Origin of the sequence: Amycolatopsis sp. 505 (genome assembly GCF_031625235.1) — a bacterium.
In the GTDB taxonomy this organism is placed as follows: Bacteria; Actinomycetota; Actinomycetes; order Mycobacteriales; family Pseudonocardiaceae; genus Amycolatopsis.
In genome coordinates, this window is sequence record NZ_JACKQP010000006.1 from 617,507 (window position 1) to 642,070 (window position 24,564).

The 24,564-nt window shown below is 73.1% G+C and carries 22 protein-coding genes; 14 read left to right on the forward strand and 8 right to left on the reverse strand.

The annotated features are described in order from the left end of the window. Positions 1-29 precede the first annotated feature (29 nt). Positions 30-1,016, forward strand: coding sequence for an RNA polymerase subunit sigma-70 (locus H5965_RS24930; protein WP_310972686.1), 987 nt, complete (start codon positions 30-32; stop codon positions 1,014-1,016). Between the two features lie 49 nt (positions 1,017-1,065). Then, a complete protein-coding gene (locus H5965_RS24935; protein ID WP_310972643.1) occupies positions 1,066-1,614 on the forward strand; it encodes a phosphoribosyltransferase family protein in 549 nt (182 codons plus the stop codon). Here H5965_RS24935 and H5965_RS24940 read toward each other — a convergent pair. Continuing rightward, positions 1,601-2,572: a MerR family transcriptional regulator gene (locus tag H5965_RS24940; protein WP_310972644.1), complete on the reverse strand. Its 972-nt coding sequence runs from the start codon at positions 2,570-2,572 to the stop codon at positions 1,601-1,603. The genes H5965_RS24935 and H5965_RS24940 overlap by 14 nt on opposite strands. Continuing rightward, positions 2,566-3,207 (reverse strand): HEAT repeat domain-containing protein, encoded by a 642-nt coding sequence (locus H5965_RS24945; RefSeq protein WP_310972645.1) that lies wholly within the window; start codon positions 3,205-3,207, stop codon positions 2,566-2,568. The genes H5965_RS24940 and H5965_RS24945 overlap by 7 nt, the downstream gene beginning before the upstream one ends. Positions 3,208-3,285: 78 nt before the next feature. Here H5965_RS24945 and H5965_RS24950 point away from each other — a divergent pair, with 78 nt between their 5' ends. Next, the gene (locus H5965_RS24950) at positions 3,286-4,182 is read left to right on the forward strand and encodes a LysR family transcriptional regulator ArgP (RefSeq protein WP_310972646.1); all 897 of its coding nucleotides are present in this window, start codon (positions 3,286-3,288) and stop codon (positions 4,180-4,182) included. 174 nt (positions 4,183-4,356) lie between these two features. Here H5965_RS24950 and H5965_RS24955 read toward each other — a convergent pair whose 3' ends face one another. From H5965_RS24955 to H5965_RS24965, 3 genes are all read right to left on the reverse strand, one after another. Then, positions 4,357-6,591: an AAA family ATPase gene (locus H5965_RS24955; RefSeq protein ID WP_310972647.1), complete on the reverse strand. Its 2,235-nt coding sequence runs from the start codon at positions 6,589-6,591 to the stop codon at positions 4,357-4,359. 170 nt (positions 6,592-6,761) lie between these two features. Continuing rightward, on the reverse strand, positions 6,762-8,297 hold the full coding sequence (locus tag H5965_RS24960) for a GH25 family lysozyme (protein ID WP_310972648.1): 1,536 nt from the start codon (positions 8,295-8,297) through the stop codon (positions 6,762-6,764). A gap of 28 nt (positions 8,298-8,325) precedes the next feature. Next, positions 8,326-9,693, reverse strand: coding sequence for a VCBS repeat-containing protein (locus H5965_RS24965; RefSeq protein ID WP_310972649.1), 1,368 nt, complete (start codon positions 9,691-9,693; stop codon positions 8,326-8,328). Positions 9,694-9,825: 132 nt separating this feature from the next. Here H5965_RS24965 and H5965_RS24970 point away from each other — a divergent pair, with 132 nt between their 5' ends. The 10 genes from H5965_RS24970 (at position 9,826) to H5965_RS25015 (ending at position 21,665) form a co-directional block, all read left to right on the forward strand. After that, a complete protein-coding gene (locus tag H5965_RS24970; protein WP_310972650.1) occupies positions 9,826-12,891 on the forward strand; it encodes a BTAD domain-containing putative transcriptional regulator in 3,066 nt (1,021 codons plus the stop codon). Positions 12,892-12,935: 44 nt separating this feature from the next. Further along, positions 12,936-13,466, forward strand: coding sequence for a hypothetical protein (locus H5965_RS24975; RefSeq protein ID WP_310972651.1), 531 nt, complete (start codon positions 12,936-12,938; stop codon positions 13,464-13,466). 117 nt (positions 13,467-13,583) lie between these two features. After that, on the forward strand, positions 13,584-13,928 hold the full coding sequence (locus H5965_RS24980; RefSeq protein ID WP_310972652.1) for a hypothetical protein: 345 nt from the start codon (positions 13,584-13,586) through the stop codon (positions 13,926-13,928). Between the two features lie 159 nt (positions 13,929-14,087). Continuing rightward, complete coding sequence (locus H5965_RS24985; RefSeq protein ID WP_310972653.1) at positions 14,088-14,795, forward strand: response regulator transcription factor; 708 nt, start codon at positions 14,088-14,090, stop codon at positions 14,793-14,795. 160 nt (positions 14,796-14,955) lie between these two features. Continuing rightward, positions 14,956-16,377 carry an aminotransferase class III-fold pyridoxal phosphate-dependent enzyme gene (locus H5965_RS24990; RefSeq protein ID WP_310972654.1) on the forward strand — a complete coding sequence of 474 codons (1,422 nt, stop codon included), beginning with the start codon at positions 14,956-14,958 and terminating at the stop codon, positions 16,375-16,377. Beyond that, positions 16,374-17,417: an NAD-dependent epimerase/dehydratase family protein gene (locus H5965_RS24995; RefSeq protein WP_310972655.1), complete on the forward strand. Its 1,044-nt coding sequence runs from the start codon at positions 16,374-16,376 to the stop codon at positions 17,415-17,417. The genes H5965_RS24990 and H5965_RS24995 overlap by 4 nt, the downstream gene beginning before the upstream one ends. A gap of 48 nt (positions 17,418-17,465) precedes the next feature. Beyond that, a complete protein-coding gene (locus H5965_RS25000; protein WP_310972656.1) occupies positions 17,466-18,476 on the forward strand; it encodes a glycosyltransferase family 2 protein in 1,011 nt (336 codons plus the stop codon). After that, positions 18,473-19,603, forward strand: a complete 1,131-nt coding sequence (locus H5965_RS25005; RefSeq protein ID WP_310972657.1) for an endonuclease/exonuclease/phosphatase family protein — start codon at positions 18,473-18,475, stop codon at positions 19,601-19,603. The genes H5965_RS25000 and H5965_RS25005 overlap by 4 nt, the downstream gene beginning before the upstream one ends. Further along, positions 19,600-20,538 (forward strand): hypothetical protein, encoded by a 939-nt coding sequence (locus tag H5965_RS25010; protein WP_310972658.1) that lies wholly within the window; start codon positions 19,600-19,602, stop codon positions 20,536-20,538. Before H5965_RS25005 ends, H5965_RS25010 begins: the two co-directional genes overlap by 4 nt. A gap of 329 nt (positions 20,539-20,867) precedes the next feature. Further along, on the forward strand, positions 20,868-21,665 hold the full coding sequence (locus tag H5965_RS25015) for an AfsR/SARP family transcriptional regulator (protein WP_310972659.1): 798 nt from the start codon (positions 20,868-20,870) through the stop codon (positions 21,663-21,665). Positions 21,666-21,732: 67 nt separating this feature from the next. Here the strand turns inward: H5965_RS25015 and H5965_RS25020 are convergent, their stop codons facing one another. From H5965_RS25020 to H5965_RS25030, 3 genes are all read right to left on the reverse strand, one after another. Then, positions 21,733-21,903, reverse strand: a complete 171-nt coding sequence (locus H5965_RS25020) for a hypothetical protein (RefSeq protein WP_310972660.1) — start codon at positions 21,901-21,903, stop codon at positions 21,733-21,735. A gap of 132 nt (positions 21,904-22,035) precedes the next feature. Next, the gene (locus tag H5965_RS25025) at positions 22,036-22,662 is read right to left on the reverse strand and encodes a response regulator transcription factor (RefSeq protein ID WP_310972661.1); all 627 of its coding nucleotides are present in this window, start codon (positions 22,660-22,662) and stop codon (positions 22,036-22,038) included. After that, a complete protein-coding gene (locus H5965_RS25030; protein ID WP_310972662.1) occupies positions 22,659-23,711 on the reverse strand; it encodes a sensor histidine kinase in 1,053 nt (350 codons plus the stop codon). The genes H5965_RS25025 and H5965_RS25030 overlap by 4 nt, the downstream gene beginning before the upstream one ends. A 157-nt stretch (positions 23,712-23,868) precedes the next feature. On the opposite strand from H5965_RS25030, the gene H5965_RS25035 reads away from it, so the two are divergent. After that, complete coding sequence (locus H5965_RS25035) at positions 23,869-24,441, forward strand: hypothetical protein (RefSeq protein ID WP_310972663.1); 573 nt, start codon at positions 23,869-23,871, stop codon at positions 24,439-24,441. Positions 24,442-24,564 lie beyond the last annotated feature (123 nt).

Below are 24,564 nucleotides of genomic sequence, written 5' to 3' on the forward strand. Positions count from 1 at the left end.
GGTGATGAGTTGCCGCGCTCGCCGTCGTCATACCTGCGACAGCCACGACGAGGCGGAAGGATGACGGGATGAGTGCGGACACGCGGCTGGAGGAGCCGGCGTTCTCGGGACTGGCGGAGCGGCACCGGCGGGAGCTGCACGTGCACTGCTACCGGATGCTGGGGTCGTTCGAGGACGCCGAGGACGCCGTCCAGGAGACCTTCCTGCGCGCCTGGCGGCGGCGGGAGACCTTCGAGGGGCGGTCGACGTTCCGGGCGTGGCTGTACCGGATCGCCACCAACGCGTGCCTGGACCGGCTGGCCCGCTGCCGCCCGGAGCCGGCGGCCGGGGGCGAGGTGCCGTGGCTGCAGCCCTACCCGGACCGCCTGCTGGACGAGCTGCCCGCGGCCGGTGCGGACGAGCCGGAGGCCGTCGCCCTCGCGCGGGAGACGATCGAGCTGGCGTACCTGGTCGCGGTCCAGCACCTGGCGCCGCGGCCACGGGCGGTGCTGATCCTGCGCGACGTGCTCGGCCGGCCGGCGAAGGAGGTCGCGGAGCTGCTCGGGGACTCGGTCAACTCCGTGAACAGCGCGCTGCAGCGGGCCCGCGCGGGCATGCGGGAGCACCTGCCCGCCGAGCGCCAGGACTGGACCGGCGGCGAGGAGGACGCCGGCACGCGCGAGCTGGTGCGCCGCTACACCGAGGCCAGCGTGGCCAGCGACGTCGCCGGGATCGCCGCCCTGCTGCGCGAGGACGTCCGCTGTTCGATGCCGCCGACACCGGGACTGCACCTCGGCCGGGACGCGGTGGTGCGGAACTGGATCGAGGACGGGTTCGAGCAGCTGACGGGCTTGCGCGGCGTCCCGACGGCGGTCAACCGGCAGCCCGCGGTCGCGTTCTACCTCCGGCAACAGGGGATGTACCGGCCGTTGACGATCGATGTCCTGCGGGTCAGCGGCGGGGTGATCACCGAGATCACCACGTTCGACGCCGGGCGGTTCCCGGTGCTCGGCCTGCCGGAGCGCCTGCCGGGGTAGGCCGAAATCCGATTGCCCGCGAAGGCCCGCGGGCGCGACCATCGGCCACGTGCTGGTGGAAGAGGTGAAGTCCGGGCTCCGGCGTGCTTTCACCTGGCGCGGGGATCGCACGGACGACGGCTGCTACGCCGACGTGACCGGGTGGTGGCGCCGGCCGGAGCTGCTCGCCGGCCTGGGGCCCGCACTGGCCGGGCTGTTCGCCGACCGGCGGCCCACCGTCGTGCTGGGGCCGGAATCCCGTGGCTGCCTGCTGGGGCCGCTGGTCGCGCTGCACCTGGAGGTCGGCTTCGTCGAAGTCCGCAAGGACCGCGGGCCGTTGGCCGACAGCGAGGCCTGGCTGCGGCGGACCACCCCGCCGGACTACCGGGACCGCCACCTCAGCCTCGGCTTCCCCAAGGACCTGCTCGACGGCGGCGACCGCGTGCTGTTCGTCGACGACTGGATCGAGACCGGGGGCCAGGCTCACAGCGCCCGCCTTCTCACCCAGGACGCCGAGGCCACCTGGCTCGGCGTGGCGACCGTGGTGGACGGGTTGCGCAGCAACCAGGTGCGTCGGCAGCTGGACGTCCGGTCGCTGCTGCACGTCAGGGAACTCTGATGGCGGTGGCCAGCAGGGCGACCGCCCGGTCGTCGTCGCCGGTCAACTGCTGCAGGACGTCCTGGGCCAGATCTCCCGGCAGCTCCGCCAGAGCCTGAGTCACGCGCATCCGCACCGGAGGAGCCCCGGCGAGTTCCCCGGCCAGCGCCTCCAGGATCCGCGCACCCTGGCCCGGCTCCCGGGCCAGCACCCCCAGCACTTCCGCCGCCTCGACGTCGTTGGTGCCTTCGACCACCATCGCGACGAGCAGCGGCACCGCCCTGATCTCGCCGCGGCCGCCCGACGCCAGCGCCGCGTGGCGGCGCACCTGCGGGTCCGGGTCGTCGAGGGCGCCCGCCAGCGCCGCGGTCGCTTCGTCGCCCGGGAGCTCGGCGATGGCCAGGACCGCGCGCCGCCGGATGGCCACCTCCTCCGAGCGCAGGCCGGTGGCCACCGCGGCCACCGCGTCGGCGCCCGCGCGGGCCAGCGCCCAGCGCAGGGCGCCGGCGACGTTCGGGTTCGTCTCCGTCAGCACCGCCCTGGCCAGCAGCGGAACGTCCTCGACCGGGGCGAGGGCGGCTTGCTGCCGGCGACCCGGGCTCGGGGAACCGAGCCCGTGCAGGAGCCCGACCACGTGCAGGACGCCGTCCCAGCCCGCGGGGTCCGAGGCGTCGATCGCCCGGAGGCGGTCGAGGAGTTCGCGCTCGCGCTCCAGCCGCTCCTCGGTCCGCCGGATGAGGTCGCCGACCATGGTGGCCGGGGTGAAGGCGGGATCGGCCAGGGCGCGGCCGATCTGCCGCAGCGACATCCCCAGCGTGCGCAGGCCTTCGACGTGGAAGATCCGGCGGATGTCCGCTTCGGAGTACTCGCGGTAGCCGCCCACGGTCCGGCCGGTCGGCCGCACCAGCCCGAGGGTGTCGTAGTGCCGCAGCATCCGCGTGCTCACCCCGGACCGGCGGGCCACCTCCCCGATCAGCACGCGGCGTCCGGCCCGAGCGCGACGACCCGCTTCGCCTCGTCGACGGCCAGGTCGAACCCGGCGTCCGGGTCCCGCACCAGCCGTTGCGTGGCCCGGGCGTGCGCCCGCACGTCCGGGTCGGCACTGGCGAGTCCCGTCGTCAGGGCGGACTCGGCCGCGTCACCGAGTGCGGCGAGAGCCCGGCTCAGGCTCAGCCGCACGGCCCGGTCGCCGCGGCCGAGCTGCCCTGCCAGTTCCCCGGCCAGGTCCGGCCGGTCGCCGGGTGGCGCGAGCACGACAGCGGCACGCCAGGCGCTTCGCGCGACTTCGTCGTCCGGGTCGTGCAGCAGCGACGGGGTGATCGCGGGCCACGCCGTCCGGTCGCCGATCTTGGACAGCGTGTGCAGGGCCTGGCTGCGGGCTTGCGCACGTCCGGACCGCAGTTGCGCGACGAGCTTGGGCACGGTGAGGTCCGCCGGGAGGCGGGTCAACGCCCAGGTGAGCATGTCGCGCACGTAGAAGTCCGGCTCGACCGCGCAGCGGGCCACGAGCGCGTCGGCGAGCCCGGGGTCGGCTCCGGTGCCGGCCGCCAGCGCGGCCTGCAGCCGGGCCGACGAGTTTCCGGCGGCCAGCTGTGTGTCCAGTACGTGTTCCATGGGAACCACCTCCTCCCGGCAGTGAAGACCTTGTCACAGTGTGAAGGTCAAGGGCGCCGCCCTCTAGGATCGGGCCCCGTGATCGCCGAGCTGCCGTTGGACCAGGTCAGGACGTTGCTCGCGGTCGTCGACGCCGGGACGTTCGACGCCGCCGCGGCCGTGCTGCACGTCACGCCGTCGGCCGTGAGCCAGCGGGTCAAGGCCCTCGAGCAGCGGACCGGGAGCGTCCTGGTGACCCGCACGAAACCGGTGCGCGTCACCGACTCGGGGCAGGTGGTGGTCCGGTTCGCGCGGCGGCTCGCGGCCCTCGAGCGGGACGCGCGAGCCGAGCTGGGCATGAGCGGCGAGCCGGTCCGCGTGCCGATCGCGGTCAACGCCGACTCGCTGTCGACGTGGTTCCTGCCGGCGCTGGCGGGCGTGGTCGCCGACCCGCCGATCTGCTTCGAACTGCACCGCGAGGACCAGGAACACACCACGACGTTGCTGCGGGAGGGCCGGGTGATGGCCGCGGTGACGTCCTCGGCCGCGCCGGTGCAGGGCTGTTCGGTGCGCCCGCTGGGCGCCCTCCGCTACCTGCCGCTGGCCAGTCCGGCGTTCGTCGCGCGCTGGATCACCGGCGCGCTGCGGGCCGACCTGACCGCGGCGCCCGTCGTGGTGTTCGACGACCACGACGACCTGCAGGACGCATTCGTGCGCCTGCTCGGCGGCGACGGCGCGAGCCCGCAGCGGCACTACGTCCCGGCGTCGGAAATGGTGGTCGCCGCGGTGGAGGCGGGGCTCGGCTGGGGCATGGTGCCGGAGGTGCAGGCGGCACCCGGGCTGCGGGCCGGGACGCTGGTGCCGCTGGCGCGGAACCGGCCGGTGGACGTGCCGCTCTACTGGCAGCAGTGGAAACTGGACCTGCCGGCGCTGTCCACAGTGGCCGAAGCGGTCGCGGCTGCGGCGGCGTCTTCGTTGCGCGGCCCCGCTTCTTGAGGTCTCGGGCCGCCTGGGGTATTTGGCGGTGACGCGGGGTGGGGGCAGGCCGGCGCGGCGGGCTTGCGCGGCCCGGGTTCCTGGCTCCTCGGGCCTGAGTCGTTCGGCGCCGACGCGGGTCGGTGGGCCGGGGGCAGTCTGGCGCGGCGGGCTTGCGCGGCCCGGGTTCCTGACTCAGGCCGGCATCAGGCGTTCGGCGGCGACGCCCGCCGGTGGGGCGGCGGGGTGGGGGAACGCCGGCATCGAGACCGAGCGGCCGACGATGGTGGCGAGCTGGGCCCGTGAACACAGCGCGAGCTTCTTGAAGATGCGCGCCAGGTAGGTCTCCACCGTCTTGTGGCTCAGGCCCAGTGTGCGGGCGATCTGCTGGTTCGTCCGGCCGTCGCTGACGAGGCGCGAGATCTCGCGCTCACGACCGCTCAGCTGGGCCAGCTCCGACGGCATGTCCGCGTCCGGCAGCGGGTCGGGCTCCGGGTGCCGGTTGTCGTCGAGGTGATCGAGCAGGGCGGTGAGGCTGCCGAGGACGTAGCGGTGCCCGAACCGGGTGGCGATGGCGAGGGCCCGGTGGAGGTGCCGGCCGGCCAGGTCGTCGCGGGCGAGGGCGTGTTCGGCGCGGGCCAGCCAGTAGAGCGGGGTGACGTCGGGGGCCAGGTCCGCGTCGGACGCGTTGGCCATCAGCGTCCTGGCCTTGAGCAGCTGGTCCTCGGCGGCCCGGCCGGCGGGGTCGGTCAACGTGGCCAGGGCCAGCAGCAGGGCGCGCGGGCCCGCGTCGGCCGCCGGGTCCAGGTGGTCGGCCAGCGGGCCGAGGCCGGGCACGCCCTTCACGGACGAGAGGATCGCCAGGTCGGGGACCGCGGTGGGGTGGCGGGTGCCGACCGTGGTGGCGAGCAGGTCCGCGACCAGCCGCGCCTGGGTGCGGTGATCGCCGGGGTCGACGACCCGCAGCCCGCCGCGGAGCCGGTCGGCCGCGGCTTCGCGGTGGCCGTCCAGGTGCAGCGCCCGCCCGGCCCACAGCGCCGTCTCCGGGCCGGGCGCCACCTGGTCGAACAGGACACGGGCGTCGGCCGTGCGGCCGGTGACCACGAGCGCGATGGCCAGCAGCGGGACGTGGTCGGCGCACACCGGGCCACGGGCGTCCAGGGCCCGGCGCAGCCAGGCGGCGGCGTCGGCCGGACGCTCCCAGCGCACCTCGCGGGCGGCCTCGACCAGGATCCCGGCCGCGTCGTTCCGCTCGACCAGCGCGCAGTGCGCCAGGTGGTGGGCGACCTCGGGGGCGGGCGCGTCCCGGTCGCGCAGCGCCGCGGCGGCCCGGGCGTGCGCGCCGAGCCGCCACGCCGCCCCGGCGGCCTGGTGCGCGGTGGCGCGCAGCAGCGGGTTGCGGAACCGGAAGGTGCCGTTGCTGCCGTCCACGCGCAGGATGTCGTGTGCGACGAGCTCGTCGACGGCGGCCCCGGTCGGGCCCTCGCCGCCGTCCACCACCGTCGCCAGCAGCCCGGTGTCGAACGACTCGCGCAGCAGGGCCGCCGCGTGCGCGACGGTCCAGGTGAACGGGCCCAGCGTGCGGAACTCCCGCAGCGGCGACACCGGCAGTCCCGGGCCGCCGGTCCGGTCCGGCGTGTCCTCCGCCGCGGCCAGGGCGCGCAGCAGGCCCGGGTTGCCGTCCGCGGCGTCCAGCAGGGCATCGCGGCGGACGGCGGGCAGGCCGGGCGGCAGCAGCGTGCCGAGGTAGTCCTCGGGCAGCGCGGGCAGGGCGATGTGCGCGACGCCGGTGCCGTCGAGCGCGGCGAGCAGGTCGCCGGCCGTCTGCCGGGGGCGCAGCGCGGTCACCAGCAGGACCGGCGCGTTCGGCGGGCGCCGGATCAGGTGGGTGAACAGGTCGGCCGACGCCGGGTCGGCCCACTGGAGGTCGTCGACCACCAGCAGCAGGGGCGCGCCGGCGCTGAGCCGTTCGAGCAGGGCGCGCACCGCGTGGAAGAGGTGCCGCAGCTCCGACGGATCGGTCGGCACGGCCGCGTCGGGCGCGTACTGGGCCAGCGCCGGGAAGATGCCGGCCAGCCAGCAGACGTGGTACTCGGGGAATCCGTCGAGCAGCGCCGGGTGCGGCGAGGCCAGCAGATCGTCGAGGGCGTCGGAGAAAACGCCGAAGGGCAGCGAACCGGGCAGGGGACCCGCCGCGCCGCAGGCGACCGCCCAGCCGCGGGCTTTCGCGTGGCCGGCGAGCGCCGCGAGCAGTTCGGACTTCCCGCTCCACGGGTCACCGCTGACGCGCACCGCCCGGACGCCGGGTTCCGCGCCGTCCACGATGCCGGTGAGCCGGGCCAGTTCGGCCTCGCGGCCCCGTGCGTCGGACCGCCGGGGGACTCGGTGCGCTGGTCCGGTGGAGGCGTTGTGCCCGTGAATCGATGGCATACCTTGATCCCCCAGGATGTCGGTGTCCTCCCGATCGGCAGTCTCGATGGCCTGCGACGGTCATCCACTTGTACCACAGGATCCGCCGGGTGTCGTTGGTGTCTACTGTGGACTACCAACGTTGGTAGCCGGTGCCCCCGGCGGAGGCCGGGGGCACCAGCGGGGGTGGCTCAGGCGAAGATCTGCCAGCCGGAGCCGATCTGGCTGCCGGTGCTGTACGGCGCGGTGTCACTGCCGCCGTTGGTGTAGAGCCAGAGGGTTCCGTCGGGCTTGGTCGCCGTGATGTCGGCCCGGCTGTCGCCGGTGACGTCGCCGACCTGGATGCGGTCGAACTGGGCCCAGCCGGAGCCGATCTGGCTGCCGGTGCTGTACGGCGCGGTGTTGCTGCCGCCGTTGGTGTACAGCCAGAGCGTCCCGTCGGGTTTCGCGGCGACGATGTCGGCCCGGTGGTCGCCGGTGACGTCGCCGCCGAGGATCCAGTTGAACTGCTCCCAGCCCACGCCGATCTGGCTCCCGGTGCTGTACGGCGAGGAATTGTTGCCGCCGTTGGTGTACAGCCAGAGGGTGCCGTCCGGTTTGGCTGCCACCAGGTCGGCGCGGCCGTCTCCGGTGACGTCGGCCAGGGTGACGTGGCCGAACTGCTGCCACGCCGAACCGATCAACGTTCCGGTGCTGTACGGCGAGGTGTTGCTGCCTCCGTTGGCGTACAACCACAGCGATCCGTCGGGCTTGGCCGCGACGATGTCGGCCCGGCTGTCGCCGGTGACGTCGCCGGGGAGGAACCAGCTGAAGCTCTCCCAGCCGGTGCCGATCAGGCTGCCGCTGCTGTATGGCGCGGTGTTGCTGCTGCCGTTGGCGTAAAGCGAGAGCGTCCCGTCGGGCTTGCGGGCCACGAGATCCGACCGGCCGTCCCCGGTGACGTCGCCGGCGGCGACCCCGTTCGCGCCGCCGCCCGAGCCGCCCGCGAGCGCGGCGAGCTGGGCCAGCGAGCCGTTGAAGACGTTGGAGTCGTGGGCCGCGCCCCGGCCGCAGGCGTCGATGTCGTACTGCCAGAACGTCCACCGGGTACCCCAGCCCGGCACCGACGGCGGCGACGAGTTGCAGCTGGCGATGTCGAGCGGGTACGCGGAGAACGCGGTGCTGTTGCCGGTGCACGGGTTCCACCAGTTGACGTTCGTGTAGATCATCGGCGTGCGGCCGATGCGGGCCTTGACCTGGTTGAGGAACGAGCTGATCCACGCCCGCATGTCGCTCTGGCCGAGGCCGTAGCAGTCGGGCAGGTTCAGCGAGCTGTACGGCCACTCCAGGTCGAGGAAGGGCGGCAGCGTCCGGCCGTCCGCCGCCCACTGCAGGTGGTCGACGAAGTAGTTCGCCTGGCCCACCGGGTTCCCGAGGTCCGGGCGGGCGAACGCGTAGGCGCCGGTGTAGAGGCCGGCGTTCTTGGCGCCGTGGTAGTCCTGGTCGAAGTACGGGTTGGTGTAGCTGGTGCCTTCGGTCGCCTTGACGAACGCGAACTCGTCGCCGGCCGCCTTCTGGTTGGCCCAGTTGACCGTCTTGCCGCCGGAGTGGTCGTGGCTGGAGACGTCGATGCCGTTGATGCCGTAGCCGGGCGGGAGAGCCGCGGCCGTGGTCTCCGCGGCGATCGCGGGCGCGGTTCCCCCGAGGAGAACTGCTCCGGCCAGCACCGCCAAGAGGTACTTGCGCATGGTGAGCTCCTGTGGAGAGAGAGGCCGGTCAGGCGAAGGTCTGCCAGCCGGAGCCGATCTGGCTGCCGGTGCTGTAGGGCGCGGTGTCGCTGCCGCCGTTGGTGTAGAGCAGCAGCGTGCCGTCGGGGCGGGACGCGGTGATGTCGGCCCGGTGGTCACCGGTGACGTCGCCGACCTGGATGCGGTCGAACTGGGCCCAGCCCACGCCGATCTGGGTTCCGGTGCTGTAGGGCGCGGTGTCGCTGCCGCCGTTGACGTAGAGCCACAGCGTCCCGTCGGGCTTGGCCGCCACGATGTCGGCCCGGTGGTCGCCGGTGACGTCGCCGCCGAGGATCCAGCTGAACTGCTCCCAGCCCACGCCGATCTGGCTGCCGGTGCTGTACGGCGAGGTGTTGTTGCCGCCGTTGGTGTACAGCCACAGGGTGCCGTCGGGCCTGGCCGCCACCAGGTCGGCTCGGCCGTCTCCGGTGACGTCGGCGAGGGTGACGTGGCTGAACTGCTGCCACGCGGAGCCGATCAGGGTTCCGGTGCTGTACGGCGAAGTGTTGTCGCCGCCGTGGGTGTACAGCCACAGCGTCCCGTCGGATTTCGCGGCGACGATGTCGGCCTTGCCGTCGCCGGTGACGTCGCCGACGAGGAACCAGCCGAAGCCCTGCCAGCCGGTGCCGATCAGGCTGCCGGTGCTGTACGGCGCGGTGTTGCTGCCGCCGTTGGCGTAGAGCCAGAGCGTCCCGTCGGGCTTGCGGGCGACGAGGTCCGCCCGGCCGTCCCCGGTGACGTCGCCGGCGGCGACCCCGTTGGCGCCGGAGGACTGGTCGACGATGCGGTCGTAGCGGATGGCCGTGTAGGAGGCGACTTCGGACCAGGAGTCGAACCCGAGGTTGCCGTTGTTGTTGACCTTGTACGGGTTCTGCACGGTCTGGCCGGTGGAGTTGAAGGAGTAGACGTAGGCGCCCTGGCTGTGGTCGCCCTGGTTCTTCCAGAACGCGAACAGTTCCATGTGGCCGTCCGGGCCGCTGCCGTCGCTGTCGCGGACCATCGCGTCGCCGGGGCGCAGGTCGTCCCGCGCCACGACGTGCATTCCGTTGCCGTTCTGGGCTCTACTGAGGAATTCGTTGGTGATCAGGCTCGTGTTGAGGTGCCAGGTCATCGAAACGAGCCCGGAGCAGTCCCGGCGGTAGGTCTGCCCGCCGTCCGGGCCGGGGACGTGGGTGCCGGTCTGGGTGTAGGTGTAGCCCTGGTCCACCCAGTACTGCGCCCGATCGAGGACCTCGCCTCGCGAGATCGGGCCGTTGACGGCCGATGCGTGCGCCGTGCCCGGGACGGCGATCGAGACCGCGGTCAGTGCCGCGGTGGCGAAGGTGACGGTGAGCCGGGCGATCGTCTTGTTGGTCATGGCCACAGCGTCGGGATTCGTGCTGCAGGTTCTCTGCAAATCCGCCGGGAACCGCCATACAGCGGTTCTCTGGCGTCGCCGCCGGGCGTAGGGTCCGCCAGGACATCTCGGGGGAGACATTCAGGGGCGGGGATGGAGTTCCGGCTGCTCGGTCCGGTCGAGGCCGCCGGCGAGACCGGTGCGGTGGCCTTGGGGGGCACGAAGATCCGCACGTTGCTGGCCGCGTTGCTGCTCGAGCCGGGGCGGGTCATCGCCGCGGACCGCCTCGTCGACATCATCTGGGACGACGAGCCGCCGCCCACCGCGCGGGCGCTGATCCAGACCTACGTGTCCACGCTGCGCCGGGCGCTCGGCGACGCCGGCCCGGAGATCGTCCGCACCGTGGCGCCGGGCTACCTGGCGCGGTTCGGCGCCGAGAGCCTCGACCGGCACCGCTTCGAGACCTTCACGGCGGATGGACGTTCCGCCGCGGCGGACGGGCGGTACCGCGAGGCGTCGAACGCCTTCCGAGCCGCCGACGCGTTGTGGCGCGGGCCCGCGCTCGGCGGGGTGCGCAGCCGCATCCTGGCGGGCGAGGCCGCCCGCCTCGACGAGCAGCGGCTCGCGGTCATCGAAGCCCGCATCGCCGCCGACCTGGCCCTGGGCCGCACGGACGAACTGGTCGGCGAGCTCACCGTGCTGGTCGGGCAGCACCCGACCCGGGCGTCGCTGCGCGGCCAGCTCATGCTCGCCCTGTACCGCGCCGACCGGGCCGCCGACGCCCTCGCCGTCTTCCGGCAGGGCCGCGAGGTCCTCATCGACGAGCTGGGCATCGAACCGGGCGTGGAGCTGACCCGGCTGCACGAAGCCATCCTGCGGTCGGACCCGGACCTGCTCGGCCCGCCCGCCGAGCCGCCCGCCCGGCCCGTGCCGCCCGCTCGACCCGAGCCCGTCCCGCCGTCCCCCGCCGAACCGCGCGCGGCCGTGCCGAAACAGCTGCCGCCCGACGCGGCCGACTTCACCGGCCGGGACGACCTGGTCGGCGAGCTGACCGGGGTGCTGACCGGCGGCCGGAGCGGCCCGGCGATCGCGGCCCTGCTCGGCCCGGGCGGGGTCGGCAAGTCGGCGCTGGCCGTGCACGTGGCGCACCGGGTGTCCGCGGCCTACCCGGACGGGCAGCTGCACGTCGACCTGCGGGGCACCACCGGCACCCCGGCGTCACCGACCGAGGTGCTCGGCCGCTTCCTGCGGGCCCTGCAGCCCCACCGGACCGCGATCCCGGACGACCCGGACGAGCGCATGGACGCCTACCGCACCGCGCTGGCCGGCCACCGCGTGCTGATCGTCCTCGACGACGCCGCGAACGAGCAGCAGGTGCGTCCGCTGCTGCCCGGGTCCGGGACCTGCTCGGTCCTGCTGACCTCGCGCCACCGGCTGGGCGGCCTCGCCGGCGCGCACCTCGTCGAGGTCGGCCTGCTCTCCGCGGGGGAGGCGACCGCCCTGCTGTCCCGCATCGCCGGGGCCGACCGGATCGACGCCGCACCCGAGGCCGCCGCGGACATCGTGGCCTGCTGCGGCAACCTGCCGCTCGCGGTCCGGGTCGCGGGCGCGCGGCTGGCCACCCGCCGGCAGTGGACGGCACGCCTGCTCGCGACCCGGCTGACCGACGAGCGGCGCCGCCTCACCGAGCTGTGCGCCGGTGACCAGCAGATCCGCGCGAGCATCGAGCTGAGCGTCCGGAACCTGGACCCGGCCGCCCGGACCGCGTTGCGCCGGCTCGGGTACCTGGGGCTGGCCGACTTCCGGTCCTGGGTGGTGGCGGCCGCGCTCGACACCGACCTCGGCACGGCCGAGCAGGTCGTCGAGCACCTCGTCGACACGCACCTGGTCGACTACACCTTCGTCGACGACACCGGCCAGGTCCGCTACCGGCTGCACGACCTGGTCCGCATCTACGCGCGCGAGGAGGCCGAACGGCACGAGCCCCACGCCGACCTGGTGGCCTCGACCGCCCGCGTGGCCGGTGGCTGGACCGCGGTCCTCGACCGGCTGCGCAACCACATCGCCGACCACGTCACGTCCGGGGCGATTCCCCTGACGACGGCCGAAGCCGCCCCGGTCGACCCCGAGGTGCTGGGCACCGCGCTGACCGATCCCCGCGGCTGGCTCGACATCGAGCAGGCGTCGCTGGTGCTCGCCGTGGAGCGGGCGGCCGAGGCGGGCCTCGACGAGCCGGCCGTCGCGATCGCGTCGGTGCTCTGCTCGTCGAGCTATCCCCTCAACAGCGTCCTGGACCTGTGGGACCGCGCGCACGGCGCCGCGCTCGCCGCCGCCCGCGCGGCCGGCAACACCCGCGGCGAAGCGATCCTGCTGGCCCAGCTCGGCCAGCTCCGGTACGAGCAGGACCGCTTCGCCGACGCCCGCCGATCCTTCACCGACGCCGTCGAGCGGTTCCGCGACCTGCAGGACCCGCGGGGGGAGGCGGGCGCGCTGACCGCGCTCGGGCTGGCCTGCCGCGACCAGGGCTACCTCCCCGAAGCGGGGCACTTCCTGGCCCAGGCGGCCGCGGTGTGCCGGAGCCTGGACGACGAGCGCGCGACCGGCCACTGCGAGCGGCTGACCGGCTCGGTGCACCTGGAACGCGGCGACTTCGCGGCCGCCGATCGCGCGCTGGCGGCGGCCTTGGCGGCCTACCGCCGGGCCGGCAGCGAACGCGGGGAAGCGCTGACGCTGCGCACGATCGGCCTGACCCACCTCGGCCGCGGCCGGCTCACCGAGGCCGAGGAGACGTTCACCCGCGCGCTGGCGCTGTTCCGCCGGCTCGGCGACCCCAAGCTGGTGTCGTTCTGCCTGCGCGGGCTGGCCAAGACCCACCTCCGGATGGGCCGCCTGGCCGAGGCCAGGCAACCACTGGAGACGGCGCTCGACGCCCACCGGGCGGAAGGGGACCGCTGGGGCGAGGCGATGGTCATGCGCACCCTCGGCGAGCTGGACCTGGCCGCCGGCCGGTTCGCCGAGGCGGGCGGCTGGCTCACCGGCGCGCTCGAGGCGTTCCGCGAACAGGAAGCGTTCCTGTTCGGCGCTCGCACCCTGCGCGACATCGCCCAGCTGGAAGAGGCCCGGGGCGACCACACCGCGGCGAAGGCCGCGCTGGCCGAGGCGATCGAGACGTTCCGCGCCTACGGGTCCCGCGAATACGGCGAGCTCACGGCGCTGTAATCCGATTCCAGGGTTTCTGCAGCCGGGTGGGCGACGGTGGGCCGGTGCCCCCAGAAGAAGTGCTGCTGTCCGACCCCCGCCTGGCCCGCATCCCGATCCGCGACAGCGGCGAGGAGCTCGTCGACGTCCGGACGTCGGCCCCGCTGCGGGTGGCGGGGACGGCGTACCTCCGTTACGGCCTGGTCGACCGCCTGGTGACGGCCCAGAGCCTCCTACCCCGCGATGTCCGCCTGCTCATCGTCGCCGGCTACCGCCCGCCCGATCGGCCGTGCCCCGGCCCGGCGTGCGCCTGCCCGCCGGCCGAGTCCGCCGCCGCGCCGCACCCGACGGGTGGTGCCGTGGACCTCACACTGTCCGAAGTGGACGAAGTGGTGAAGCCGGTGCCGGCGTGTTGTGCGGATCCGGTCGGGCCGCCGCAGGGGCGGGTGGGGGAGTTGCTGGTGCCCGCGTTGGTGGCGGCGGGGTTGGTGAACTACCCGGCTCGGTGGTGGCACTGGTCGTACGGTGATCGGTTCTGGGCTTGGGTGAGCCAGGCGCCCCGGGCGCGTTATGGGCCGTTGCCGAGCGGTCCGTGAGCGATCACGCGAGGAAGACGAAGACAGCTTCGAGCGTGTTCGAAACTCCCTCTCCGGGACGGCCGGCCCTGCCAGGCTGCGTCGGGCCGGTCCCATCACCGAGAAAAAGGGGGAGCAATGCTGGTGAAGAAGATCGCCTCGGCCGCGGGGGTCCTCGCCGCGGCGGGCGGGATCATGGTGTCGACGGCCGGGACGGGAGCTGCCGCGACCGCGGGCGGTGACGCGTCCTCGGGGCAGGTCGTGGCCGCGTTCGGGGTGACCGGGACGCTGCCCGGCTGCGCCGACTACGACCACTCCGGGCAGGACGCCTGGGTGATCAACAACTGCAGCTACGTCATCCACGCCAAGATCCTCTGGGCGTTCGCCTCGGACAGCCCGTGCACGAAACTCGAGGCGAACGGCGGCTGGATGACATCGTGGCGGAGCGGCCTCGCCCGGTACGACGGCGCCGTTTCCTGCTGACCCCGTCCATCGGCCCCGCGTCGCTCTCCGGCGCGGGGCCGGCGCACGTGGTTCCCGGGTTCGAGGGCGGCCTCGTGCAGTGGTCCTTGATCCTTCCTTGAGCGCCGGTCCACACGCTGGCGGCCATCGGAAGCAGGACTTGTGCGACTGGGGAGCGAAGTGGGATTCGAGCGCGAACACCGCCCGGCGGAACCGGTGACCGAGGTGCTGCTGGCCGAGCAGTGGCCGCTGAACCGGGCCGAAACGAGACGGAAGCTGGAGCAGGACCCGGCGCTGCACGTGTCGGCGGAGGTCGAGTCGCTCGCCTCGCTCAGAGCCGTGGTGCGCGCGGTGTCGCCGTCGGCCGTCGTCCTCGCCGTCGACCTGCTCGGCCGAGCCGACGAAGCCACGCTGACCGACCTCGCCGTGCCGGTGCTGCTGATCGGCGACTCGGCGGACGGCGACCGCGTCGCCCGGCTGCTCTCGTCGCGCGTGCGGGGGTTCGTGTGCCGCTCGAGTGGCGCGCACGAAGTGGCGGCCGCCGTGCGCGTGGTTGCCGCCGGCCACGCCAGCCTGCCACCCGCGGTCGCCGGGAAGCTGCTGGACACGCTCGTGCGCGACCGGCCGCGGCCGGCCGTGTTCGACCAGCTCACCCAGCGGGAACGGGACGTCCTGCAGTACATCTCGCAGGGGATGACGACGGCCGAGATCGCGGCCGCCATGGTCGTGCAGACCAGCACGATCAAGTCGCACATCTACCACCTGCTGCAGAAGCTGCGGGTCCGGGACCGCACGCAGGCGGTCGCGCTGGCCTACCGGTCGGGCATCGTGCACCTGCCCGTGCAACGGTTCGCCGACCAGGGGGACGCCCGGCTGACGTCGGCGTGAGAAAGCGTTTTCGATGGCCGGGCACCTCGGTGTCCGGCCATCTCATTCGTTTGGCGGAGAACGAGACAGGGGACATCTCAGACTGTCGGCTGAAGCGGCGCGTGACGGCTCTGCCGTAGTTTTCATCGGAGTCGGCCGGAAAATCGTCACGAGGAGCATGATGGCCAGCCTGATCTCCGTCGAAGAATGCGAATCCCTCACCGTCAAGCAATTGCAGGGCCTTTACCGGGACCACGTGAGCCGGTCCCAGGTCTCGCTGCTGTCGACGTTCGGATTCGGGAAACGGCTCGTGGAAAGCGCGGACGGGGTGTGGATCACGACCCGGGACGGCGAGCGCATCCTCGACTTCACCGGCGCGGTCGGTGTCCTCAACCACGGCCACAACCACCCGCGCATCCTCGCGGCGAGAAAGCGGTTCCAGGACCTGCGCCGGATGGAGGTGCACAAGGCGTTCTTTTCGCCGTATGTCGCCGCGCTCAGCCACAATGTCGCGCAAGTGCTGCCGGGTGATCTGAACATCTCCTACTTCCCCAATTCCGGGGCCGAGGCCAACGAAGGCGCGGTCAAACTCGCGTACAAGTACCACGAGGGCAAGCGGAACACGATCCTGCGCTCGGACATCAGCTTCCACGGCAAGCTGCTGGCCACCGGAAGCCTGACCGGCTCCCGGGAGAACAGTTTCGAGTTCCCCGGCATCCCGAACGTCTCCTACCCGTTCGGTGACGTCGAAGCCGTGCGCGAACTGGTGGCCACGCACCGCCGGGCCGACGGGACCTCCGACGTCTACGCGCTCCTCGTCGAGCCGTTCAGCGCGTCCACCATGCGGCACTGGAGCGAGGAAGCCCTGCGCGAACTGCGCGAGCTCTGCACCGCCGAAGACATCGTGCTGATCTTCGACGAGATCTACACCGGCTGGGGCAAGACCGGCAGCCTCTTCTACTTCATGCGCCACGAGGGCCTGGTGCCCGACATCCTCACCTACTCGAAGTCCTTCGGCGGCGGCAAGGCGTCGATCTCCGGCTACACCGTGCGCGAGCCGCTGTTCCGCCAGGCCTACGACCGGCTCGGCGACGTCATCCTGCACACCACCACCTACTACGGCTTCGGCGAAGAGACCGCGACCGCCATCGAGGCCGTCAACATCGTGGTGGAGGAGGACTTCCCGCGCCGGGCGCGGGAGATCGAAGCGGTGCTCGGCACCGGCCTGGAACGGCTGCAGAAGGAGTTCCCCGACACGATCACCCGGGTGACCGGCACCGGCTCGCTGTTCGGCGTCTTCCTCGACAACGGGCCCGCCATCCTCAGCATGGCCGCCCGGCTCGCGCCGTCCGGGTTCGCCAAGGACCCGAAGTTCCGCACGAAGCTCGTGACCAGCGCGGTGATCAGCGAGCTCTACCGCGAGCACGGGATCCTGACGTACTTCAGCCCCAACGGCGACACGCCGCTGGTGGTCGCGCCGTCGCTGGTGGTCGGCCGCGAGGAGATCGAGCTGTTCCTCGACGCGCTGGGCAAGACCCTCGCCAAGGGCCTGCCGCGGCTGCTCGGCAAGTTCGTCAAGGACCGCGTGAGGGCCCAGTGGTGACCCGGGTCCTGGTCACCGGCAGCAGCGGGATGCTGGGCGGCAACCTCGTCCGGCGGCTGCGGGCCGACGGCGCCGAGGTCGTCGGCCTGGACCTCAACCCGCCGCGGGAACCCCGGGCCGGGGTCACCGAGGTCCGCGGCGACATCCGCGATCCCGCGCTGCTCGACCGGACCGTCGCCGGCGTCGACGCCGTCGTGCACTGCGCGGCCGCGCTGCCCAGCTACCGCGACGACGAGATCCGCTCGGTCATCGTCGACGGCACCCGCAACGTGCTGCGGGCGAGCCGGGACCGCGCGGTGCCGCGGGTGGTGCACATCTCCTCGACCGCGGTCTACGGCCTGCCGGACGTCGTCCCGACCCCCGAGTCGTACCCGCGGCGCCCGGTCGATTCCTACAGCCGGGCCAAGGCGGCGGCCGAGGAGGTCTGCGAATCCTTCCGCGGCGACGGGCTGTGCGTGGCGATGCTGCGGCCCAAGACGTTCCTCGGGCCGGGCCGGATGGGCCTGTTCGCCATGCTCTTCGAGTGGGCCGCCGAAGGCCACAACTTCCCCGTCCTCGGCCGCGGCGACGTGCGGATCCAGATGTTCGGCGTCGACGACCTCGTCGACGCGGTCGTCACGACCCTCGGCGCGGACGCGGCGGTCGCCAACGACACCTACAACCTCGGCGCCGCCGACTTCGGCACGATCCGCGAGGACTTCCAGTGCGTGCTCGACGCGGCCGGCCACGGCAAGCGGGTCGTGTCGCTGCCGGCCCGGCCGGCGCTGGCCGTGCTCCGGACGCTGCAGCGGTACAAGATGTCGCCGGTCTACGGCCGGTTGCTGCACAAGCTGATGGCCGACTCCTACGTCAGCATCGACAAGGCCCGCGAGCACCTCGGGTTCGTCCCGCGGGTGTCCAACCGGCAGGCCATCCTGGACACCTACCGCTGGTGGTGCACCCAGCGCCGGCCGTCCCGCAAGCCGTCCGCCGACACCGGCCGCACCTCGCGCGACCCGTGGAACCAGGGCGCGCTGAGCCTGGTGAAGGCCCTGTTCTGACGTGCTCGCCACGCACGCCCACCCCGGACGGATCGACGGAGAACTCCCATGATCGAGCGGACCCCGCTGGTATCGGTGATCATCCCCAACTACAACTACGAACGCTCCCTGCGGCTCTGCCTGGCCGCGCTGGCCGAGCAGGCGTACCCGCGCCTGGAGGTGATCGTCGTCGACGACGGCAGCACCGACGACTCGGTCGCGGTGGCGCAGTCCTTCGGCGCCAAGGTGGTGCACACGCCGGTCAACATGGGCTGCGCCGGTGCCCGGAACGTCGGCGCGGAAGCCGCGACCGGGGAGGTGTTCTTCTTCCTCGACTCCGACGTCGGCCTCGCGCCGGACGCGGTCCTGAACGCGGTCACCCTGCTGCGGTCCGACGAGCGGATCGGCGCGGTGTGCGGCATCTACGACGCCGACCCGCTGATCGACGACGGCGCGGTCGAACGCTACCGCAGCCTCCAGCTGCACTACGTCCAGGTCGCCTGCGAGGGCCCGATCTCCGGGATCTACCCGGCGATGATGGCCATGCGGGCCGAGGTGTTCGCCACGGTCGGGCCGTTCAACGCGAAGTTGCGGCACACCGAGGACGCCGACTACGGTGCCCGGCTGGGCCGGGACTACGAACTCCGGCTCACCTCCGCGGTGCGCGGCCGGCACGACCACGACGACAAGCTGAAGGTGCTGTTGAGCAAGGTGTTCACCCGGTCGCTGCTGCGGGTGCCGCTGTTCGCGGGCGGCCAGAAGCTCGGCAAGGGACCGGAGTCGCCCGCCCGCGCGGCCGGCAGCCTGGCCGCGCTGGGCGCGGTCCTGACCCTGCCGCTGCCGGTGCTCGCCGGACCACTGTGGACGGTCGTGCCGGCCGGCCTGCTGCTGGGGTCGATCGCCGCCGACGGGGCGATGTACCGGTTCGTCGCGCGCCGCCGCGGCCTCGGCTTCGGGCTCTTCTTCGTCGGCACCAACCTGGTCTCCAACGTCGCCATCGCGGCCGGGGTGCTGACCGGCGCGGCGCAGTGGGTGCTGTCCCCGCGGTTCCGGCGGATCTACGACGAGGCACCGGCATGACGGCCGAGACCCTGGAAGAGCCGGAACAGCCGCTCCCGCCGCGGCCGGCCCGGTGGTGCGCCGCGACCCGGGTGCTGGTCGGGCTCGCCGTGGCCTGGCTGCTGTTCACCGTGGCCTACGTGCTGTTCACCGGCGAGGGGTGGGTGTGGCTGCTGCCCGGCCTGCTGCCACCGCTCGCTTTCCTGGTCTGCCCGGCGCTGGTCGCGCTCGCCCTCGCGGTGCCGCGGCTGCTGCGGCGGCGGGTGCCGAAGACGGCGTTCCGGCTGGTGCTGGTGCTGGCCGTGGCCGCGCTGGTGGCCGGCGCGGGCCGCAGCGGGGTCAACGTGGCGGCGATCGGCGGCGGCGAAGACGCGGCGCCGGCCGGCGCTCCCACCGTCGTCGCCTGGAACACCGAGTACTGGGACCAGACCGACGACCCGGCCCGGTTCTACGCCTACCTGCACGCCCACCCCGCCGACGTCTACCTGCTGCAGGAATACGTCGACCAGGTCGGGACCGACGGCGCCCGGGACGCGGACGACCTGGCCCGGCTGCGCGCGGAGTTCCCCGGCTACCACATCGTGGCCCGGGGCGAGCTGCTGACGTTGTCGCGCTACCCGGTGCTCGCCCAGCCGCGGGTGGGCCCGGACCGCGGCCTGCCCGACGGGGCGTCCTACCCCGACGTGTTCGAGAGCGCGAAGGTGCTGCGGACCGACCTGCAGGTGGGTTCGTCGGTCCTGACCGTCTACAACGTGCACCTGCCGGTGCAGGTCGACGTCACCCGCAACCCGCTGAGCCACGGCTTCTACAGCTACGTCCACACGCGCGACGGCCTGCGCAAGGCCCAGCTGGCCGGGCTCGCCGAGGACGTCGCCGCGAACCCGAACCCGCTGCTCGTCGCGGGCGACTTCAACACCAGCCCGGCGATGGGCGACCTCGACGGCCTGCGGGACACCCTCGTGGACGCCGGCCGGGCGAGCTCGTCGCTCTACCCGGGCTCCTGGCCGGCGTCGGCGCCGCTGTGGCGGCTGGACTGGACGTTGACCACGCCGGGCGTACGCGTGCACGACTACCGGTTCGACGACCCGGCCGGGCTGTCGGACCACGACCTGCAGCGGACCCGGATCTCGCTGGCCGGTGGGCGGTGACCCGGCGCAAGGTCTTCGCCGTGGTGCGGGCCGGCCTCTACGTGGCGGTGCTCGGTTTCCTGGGGTACCAGCTGTTCACGCACCGCGGCGACGTCATCGGAGTCGTGACGTCGCTGGGCTGGGGCCGGTTCGCCGCCGCGGTCGCGATCGCGGCGGCGGGCGCGTGGCTGGGCATGGCGGGGTGGCGGGCGCTGCTCACGGCGTTCGGCTGCCGGCTGGCGACACCGGTCGCGGCGAAGGTGTACTTCGTCGCCGGGCTGGGCCGGTACCTGCCCGGGGGGTTGTGGCCCGCGGTCGCGCACGCCGATCTCGCGCGCAAGCTGCGTGAACCGCCCGGATTGCTGGCCAGCGCGTTCCTCGCGAGCGTGCTCGTGTCCACGGTCGCCGGCCTGGCGGTCGGCTTGGTGGCGGTGCCCGCGCTGGCCGCGGTCCAGCCGGTGTGGTGGGTGGTCGTGCCGGTGTTCGCGGGCGGCTTGCTGGTCATCGGCGCCCCGCAGCTGACCCGGCTGGCCGCCGCGATCGTCCGGCGCCGCACGGGAAAGACCGTGACGCTCCCGGGACCGCGCGCGGTCTTCGGCGCGCTGGGGCTGATGGCGGCCGGGTGGCTGCTCGCCGGGTTGCACCTGGTGGTGCTCACGCAGGGGCTGCCGGCGGGCGGGCTGCCCGGGGCGGCGGTGCTCGCCGGCGGGTTCGCGCTCGCGTCGGTCGCCGGCGTGCTGGTGGTCGTGCTGCCCGCCGGGCTCGGGGCGCGGGAGGCCGTGCTCGGGCTGGCGCTGAACGCCGCGCTCGCCGGGCCGCCGACGTCCGCCGTCGTGGCGGTCGTCGCGATGAGCCGGCTCGTGGTGACCGCCGCGGACCTGCTCGCCGCCGGGGTCTCGGCGTTCGTGCGCCTTTCGCCCGCTTCCCCGGGTGTCGCACCGTCGGCGGCGGACTGACCCGGATGGCGGAATGCCGGCCCGGCATTCCGCCATCCGTATGCCCACCCCGTGACGCTCGGCACCGGCCGGTCGAATCCGCGTTGAATCGGGGCGCCCGCCACGAGATCCGCTCGGTGATTGGGTCGAATCCACCGGTTTTCCCTGTCTTCGGCGGATTCGCCAATTTCGATTAATCGTGTTTGGTGGGAGGTGGACGGTGTACAATACGGGTTCGGGGGTTGTTGACGGACGGGCGCTCCGGGGATGCGCTCCGAATGGGTCCGGCAATTCGGAAGGCAACTCTTCCGCATTCGATGTGAACAACATTTTCCTGCGAAGGAGAAAACATGGGGGACCGCACCACCATCACGATCCTGGGCAACTTGTCCATCCGGGGGCGACATCGCAGTGAAGCCGCGCCCAGTGCACCCAAAGAACGTGAAGTGATCGCCCTTCTGCTGTTCAACTACGGGCGCGTCGTCCCGGTGCACCAGCTGATCGACGAACTGTGGCCGGCCGAGCCGCCCCGGCGGGCGCGCACCGCGCTGCAGACCTACATCCTCAACCTGCGCCGCCGGCTCGCCCGCGAGCTGCACCTGCCGCCCGCCCACGTCCGCACCGAGGTGCTGGTGACGCGCAGCGAGGGATACCGGTTCCAGCTCGCGGACTGCTCCTTCGACCTCCACGAATACCTCGGCCTGGCCGCCGCGGGCGAGCGCGCCGCGGCCGGCGGTGACGACGAGCAGGCCGTCGAACTGCTGCGGCGGGCGGAAAAGCTGTGGACCGGCCCGGTGCTGCCGGAGATCGACCACGGGCTGCCGCTCAGATCGGAGATCACCCGGCTGGAGCAACGCCGGGTGGCCGCCCGGGAACTGCGGATCGAAAGCGAGCTGCGCCTGGGCCGGCACCGGGAGCTGGTCAGTGAACTGTCGATGCTCGTGCACCAGCACCCGTACCACGAACGCTTCCACGAGTACCTGATGTTCTCGCTGCACCGCGTGGACCGCCGGGTGGAAGCGCTGGAGGTCTTCGAGCGCCTGCGGCACGCGCTGCGCGGGGAACTGGGCCTGGAGCCGTCCGAGCGGGTGCAGAACCTCCGCCGGGGCATCCTCGGTTCGGACGAGGTGGCGCTCGCGCTCACCTGATCGGCACCCGGTCGTGAGTGGCAAAGCGGGTCAGAACCCGCTTTGCCACTCACGACCGGTTTCGGCGTCAGGCGGCTTCGTCCCGCCGGCCGTCGGTCGTCTTGGCGAGCAGGAGGAGAACCGCCGTGGCCACCGCGAGATCGATGGTGAGCCCGACGACGTCAATCTTCGGCAGCGCGCCGAACCTGCCCTTGCTCCGCAGTGTTGCCGGTACTGCGGGTTCCCGGTCGTCGTTCATGGTCGGACCTCCCGTTTCGCCGTGGCCGGAAATGACGTTACGCGGCTGCGTCGCCCATTGTCCTCAGGTGAATAACGGGGATTTCCGGCGGCTTTTCTCAGCCCAAAGACTGAGTTTTGCGGAAAAGCACGATCAGATGAGTCCCCGGTCGCGGGCGTACACGGCCGCCTGGGTGCGGTCGCGCAGGCCGAGCCGGCCGAGGATGCGGGAGATGTGGTTCTTCACCGTGCCCTCGCTGAGGAACAGCCGGGCCGCGATCTCGCGGTTCGTCGCCCCGGTCGCGACCATGCGCAGCACCTCCGTCTCGCGGCCGGTCAGGACCTCCGGCGGCGCCGGGTGCCCGGACAGCGCCGCGGCGACGTGGCGGGCGGCCGCGCGATCGAGCTGGGTGACGCCGGCGTGGGCCAGCCGGACCGATTCGGCCAGCTCCGCGGCCGGGAGGTCCTTCAGCAGGTAGCCGGCCGCGCCGGCCCGCAGCGCCTGTACGACGTACTCCTCGTCGTCGAACGTCGTCAGCATCACCACCCGGCAGTCCGGGGCGCGGCGGCGCAGCACGGCGACCGCGTCGACGCCGTCCATCTCCGGCATGCGCACGTCCATCAGCACCACGTCCGGGCCGAGCGCCAGGGTCCGCTCGATCGCCTCCCGGCCGGTGGCCGCCGTGCCGACCACCGCGATCCCCGGCTGGATGTCCAGCAGGGAGGCGATGCCCTCGCGGACCAGCCGCTGGTCGTCGACCACGAGCACCCGCACGCTCACGGCACGACCACCGTGACCCGGGTGCCGCGGCCCGGCTCGCTGTCCACCGTCACGGTGCCACCCACGAGCGCGGCGCGTTCCCGCAGGCCGAGCAGCCCGAACCCGGACCGGGACGCGGCGGGGTCGAAGCCGCGGCCGTCGTCGGTGACGACCAGGCTGGTGGCGGCGCCGAAGGTCACCGAAACCCGGATCCGGCCGGTACGCCCGTGCCGCCGGGCGTTGGTGACCGCCTCCTGCGCGGCCCGGTGGAGCGTGGTCACGGTCGCCGGGTCGAGGCCGGGTTCCTCGCCGTGCACGTCGAGTGCCACGCCCAGCTCGGTGAGCGCGCCGACCAGGGACCGCCCGCCGGACCGCAGCGTGCCGACCGAGGTCCGGACGTCCTCGAGCGCGTGCCCCACCGAGCGGCGCGCGTCGGCCAGCGCCCGCTCGGCGACGTCCGGGTCCCGACCGGCGAACGCGGCCGCCTTCTCCAGCTGGATGGAGACGGCGGTCAGGTGGTGGCCGAGGCTGTCGTGGATGTCGCGGGCCAGCCGGTTGCGTTCGGCCGCGGCGGAAAGCTCGGCGACCCGCGCCGCGGCCCGCCGCTCCCGGACCGCGACGTCGGCCATCGCCAGGGCCAGCACCAGGCCCACGGAGAACATGAGCACGTCGGACACGGCGTCGGTGTCGGTGTACCAGCCGGGCACCCACAGCGCGAACCCGGCGGCGAGCACCCCGAGGCAGAGCCCGCCGAGCACGAGCCCGGCGGTGCGCCCGAACGTCAGGTACGCGGCGAACGGCACCAGCACGAACAGCACCCGCGACAGCCCCGACTCGTCGAGCGCGGCGACCGCGAAGAACAGCACCAGCCGCGCGACGAGGAAGGCGGCGGGCCCGCGGGCCACCCGCCGCTCGACGGCGTCCAGCGCGAACAGGCCCCCGATCCCCGCGACGAACCCGGCGAGCCGGAGCCCGTTCGCGGGGCTGAGGCCGGCGAGGACGTAGTACAGCCCGGCCAGCAGCACGATCCCGTACACGGCACCGGAAACCCACGGCACGATCCGCGTCATCACCCGAGCCTACGGCCGTTCGCCGCCTCCCGGGCCCGATCCGGCCGAACGGCACGTGCCGGGTGGCCACCCGGTCACCGGTCGTCCGGCACTTCCGCCGGGCCGGTCGCGGTTCCTACCGTTCACGCAAAACGGTTACGTCCCAAGGAGAATCCCCATGCTGACCAGACTGGGTGCCTGGTGCGGCGTGCTCGCCGGCCTCGCCATCGCCGTCCCCGGCGCGATCGAGGCGTTCGCCGGCGAGAGCGCGCCGACGAGCATCGTGCTCGGCCTGTCCCCGGCGTTCGCCGTCCCGCTGCTCACCGCGCTCCACCTGCGGCAGGCCACCGCGGCCGGCCCGTTCGGCGCGGTGGCCTACACGGTGAACGCCGTCGGCCTCGGCCTGTTCGGTGGCGCGGCGTTCACGCTGAACCTGACGCTGTTCTTCCTCGGCGAGCAACCGCTCCACGGCCCGACGATGGTCGCTCTGCTGGGCAGTGCGCTGGTCTTCGCCACGGGCACGGTCCTGTTCGGGGTGGCCATGCTGCGCGCCGGGATCCACCCGCGCGTCCCGGCGGTGGGGTACGTCGTCGCCTTGCCCGTGCTGGCGATCGCGGCGCGGCTGCCGGACACCCCGCTCACCAGCGTCGTCCACGTGTTGGCCGGCGGGTCGCTGCTGTGGCTGTCGGTGAGCTGCCTGGAGTCTCTCCGGGAGCCGGGTGTCCCGACGGCCGTGGTGCGGGAGCGCTAGACGAGTAATGCGTAAGCCTGGGTGGTGGCTGGAGATGGGCGAAGGGTGTTCAAGATCGGTTTGTGACGACTGACCTGAACACCCTTCTGACCGCACTCTACGTCAAGATCGACGACCACCTCG

Bases quoted from the DNA above. Each gene is read 5' to 3' on its own strand.
- H5965_RS25000 (WP_310972656.1), top strand. From the start codon at position 17,466: ATGATCGAGCGGACCCCGCTGGTATCGGTGATCATCCCCAACTACAAC.
- H5965_RS25005 (WP_310972657.1), top strand. From the start codon at position 18,473: ATGACGGCCGAGACCCTGGAAGAGCCGGAACAGCCGCTCCCGCCGCGG.
- H5965_RS25015 (WP_310972659.1), top strand. From the start codon at position 20,868: ATGGGGGACCGCACCACCATCACGATCCTGGGCAACTTGTCCATCCGG.
- H5965_RS25035 (WP_310972663.1), top strand. From the start codon at position 23,869: ATGCTGACCAGACTGGGTGCCTGGTGCGGCGTGCTCGCCGGCCTCGCC.
- H5965_RS25030 (WP_310972662.1), bottom strand. From the start codon at position 23,711: ATGACGCGGATCGTGCCGTGGGTTTCCGGTGCCGTGTACGGGATCGTG.
- H5965_RS24980 (WP_310972652.1), top strand. From the start codon at position 13,584: ATGCTGGTGAAGAAGATCGCCTCGGCCGCGGGGGTCCTCGCCGCGGCG.
- H5965_RS24960 (WP_310972648.1), bottom strand. From the start codon at position 8,297: ATGCGCAAGTACCTCTTGGCGGTGCTGGCCGGAGCAGTTCTCCTCGGG.
- H5965_RS24945 (WP_310972645.1), bottom strand. From the start codon at position 3,207: ATGGAACACGTACTGGACACACAGCTGGCCGCCGGAAACTCGTCGGCC.
- H5965_RS24955 (WP_310972647.1), bottom strand. From the start codon at position 6,591: ATGCCATCGATTCACGGGCACAACGCCTCCACCGGACCAGCGCACCGA.
- H5965_RS25020 (WP_310972660.1), bottom strand. From the start codon at position 21,903: ATGAACGACGACCGGGAACCCGCAGTACCGGCAACACTGCGGAGCAAG.
- H5965_RS24990 (WP_310972654.1), top strand. From the start codon at position 14,956: ATGGCCAGCCTGATCTCCGTCGAAGAATGCGAATCCCTCACCGTCAAG.
- H5965_RS24970 (WP_310972650.1), top strand. From the start codon at position 9,826: ATGGAGTTCCGGCTGCTCGGTCCGGTCGAGGCCGCCGGCGAGACCGGT.
- H5965_RS24965 (WP_310972649.1), bottom strand. From the start codon at position 9,693: ATGACCAACAAGACGATCGCCCGGCTCACCGTCACCTTCGCCACCGCG.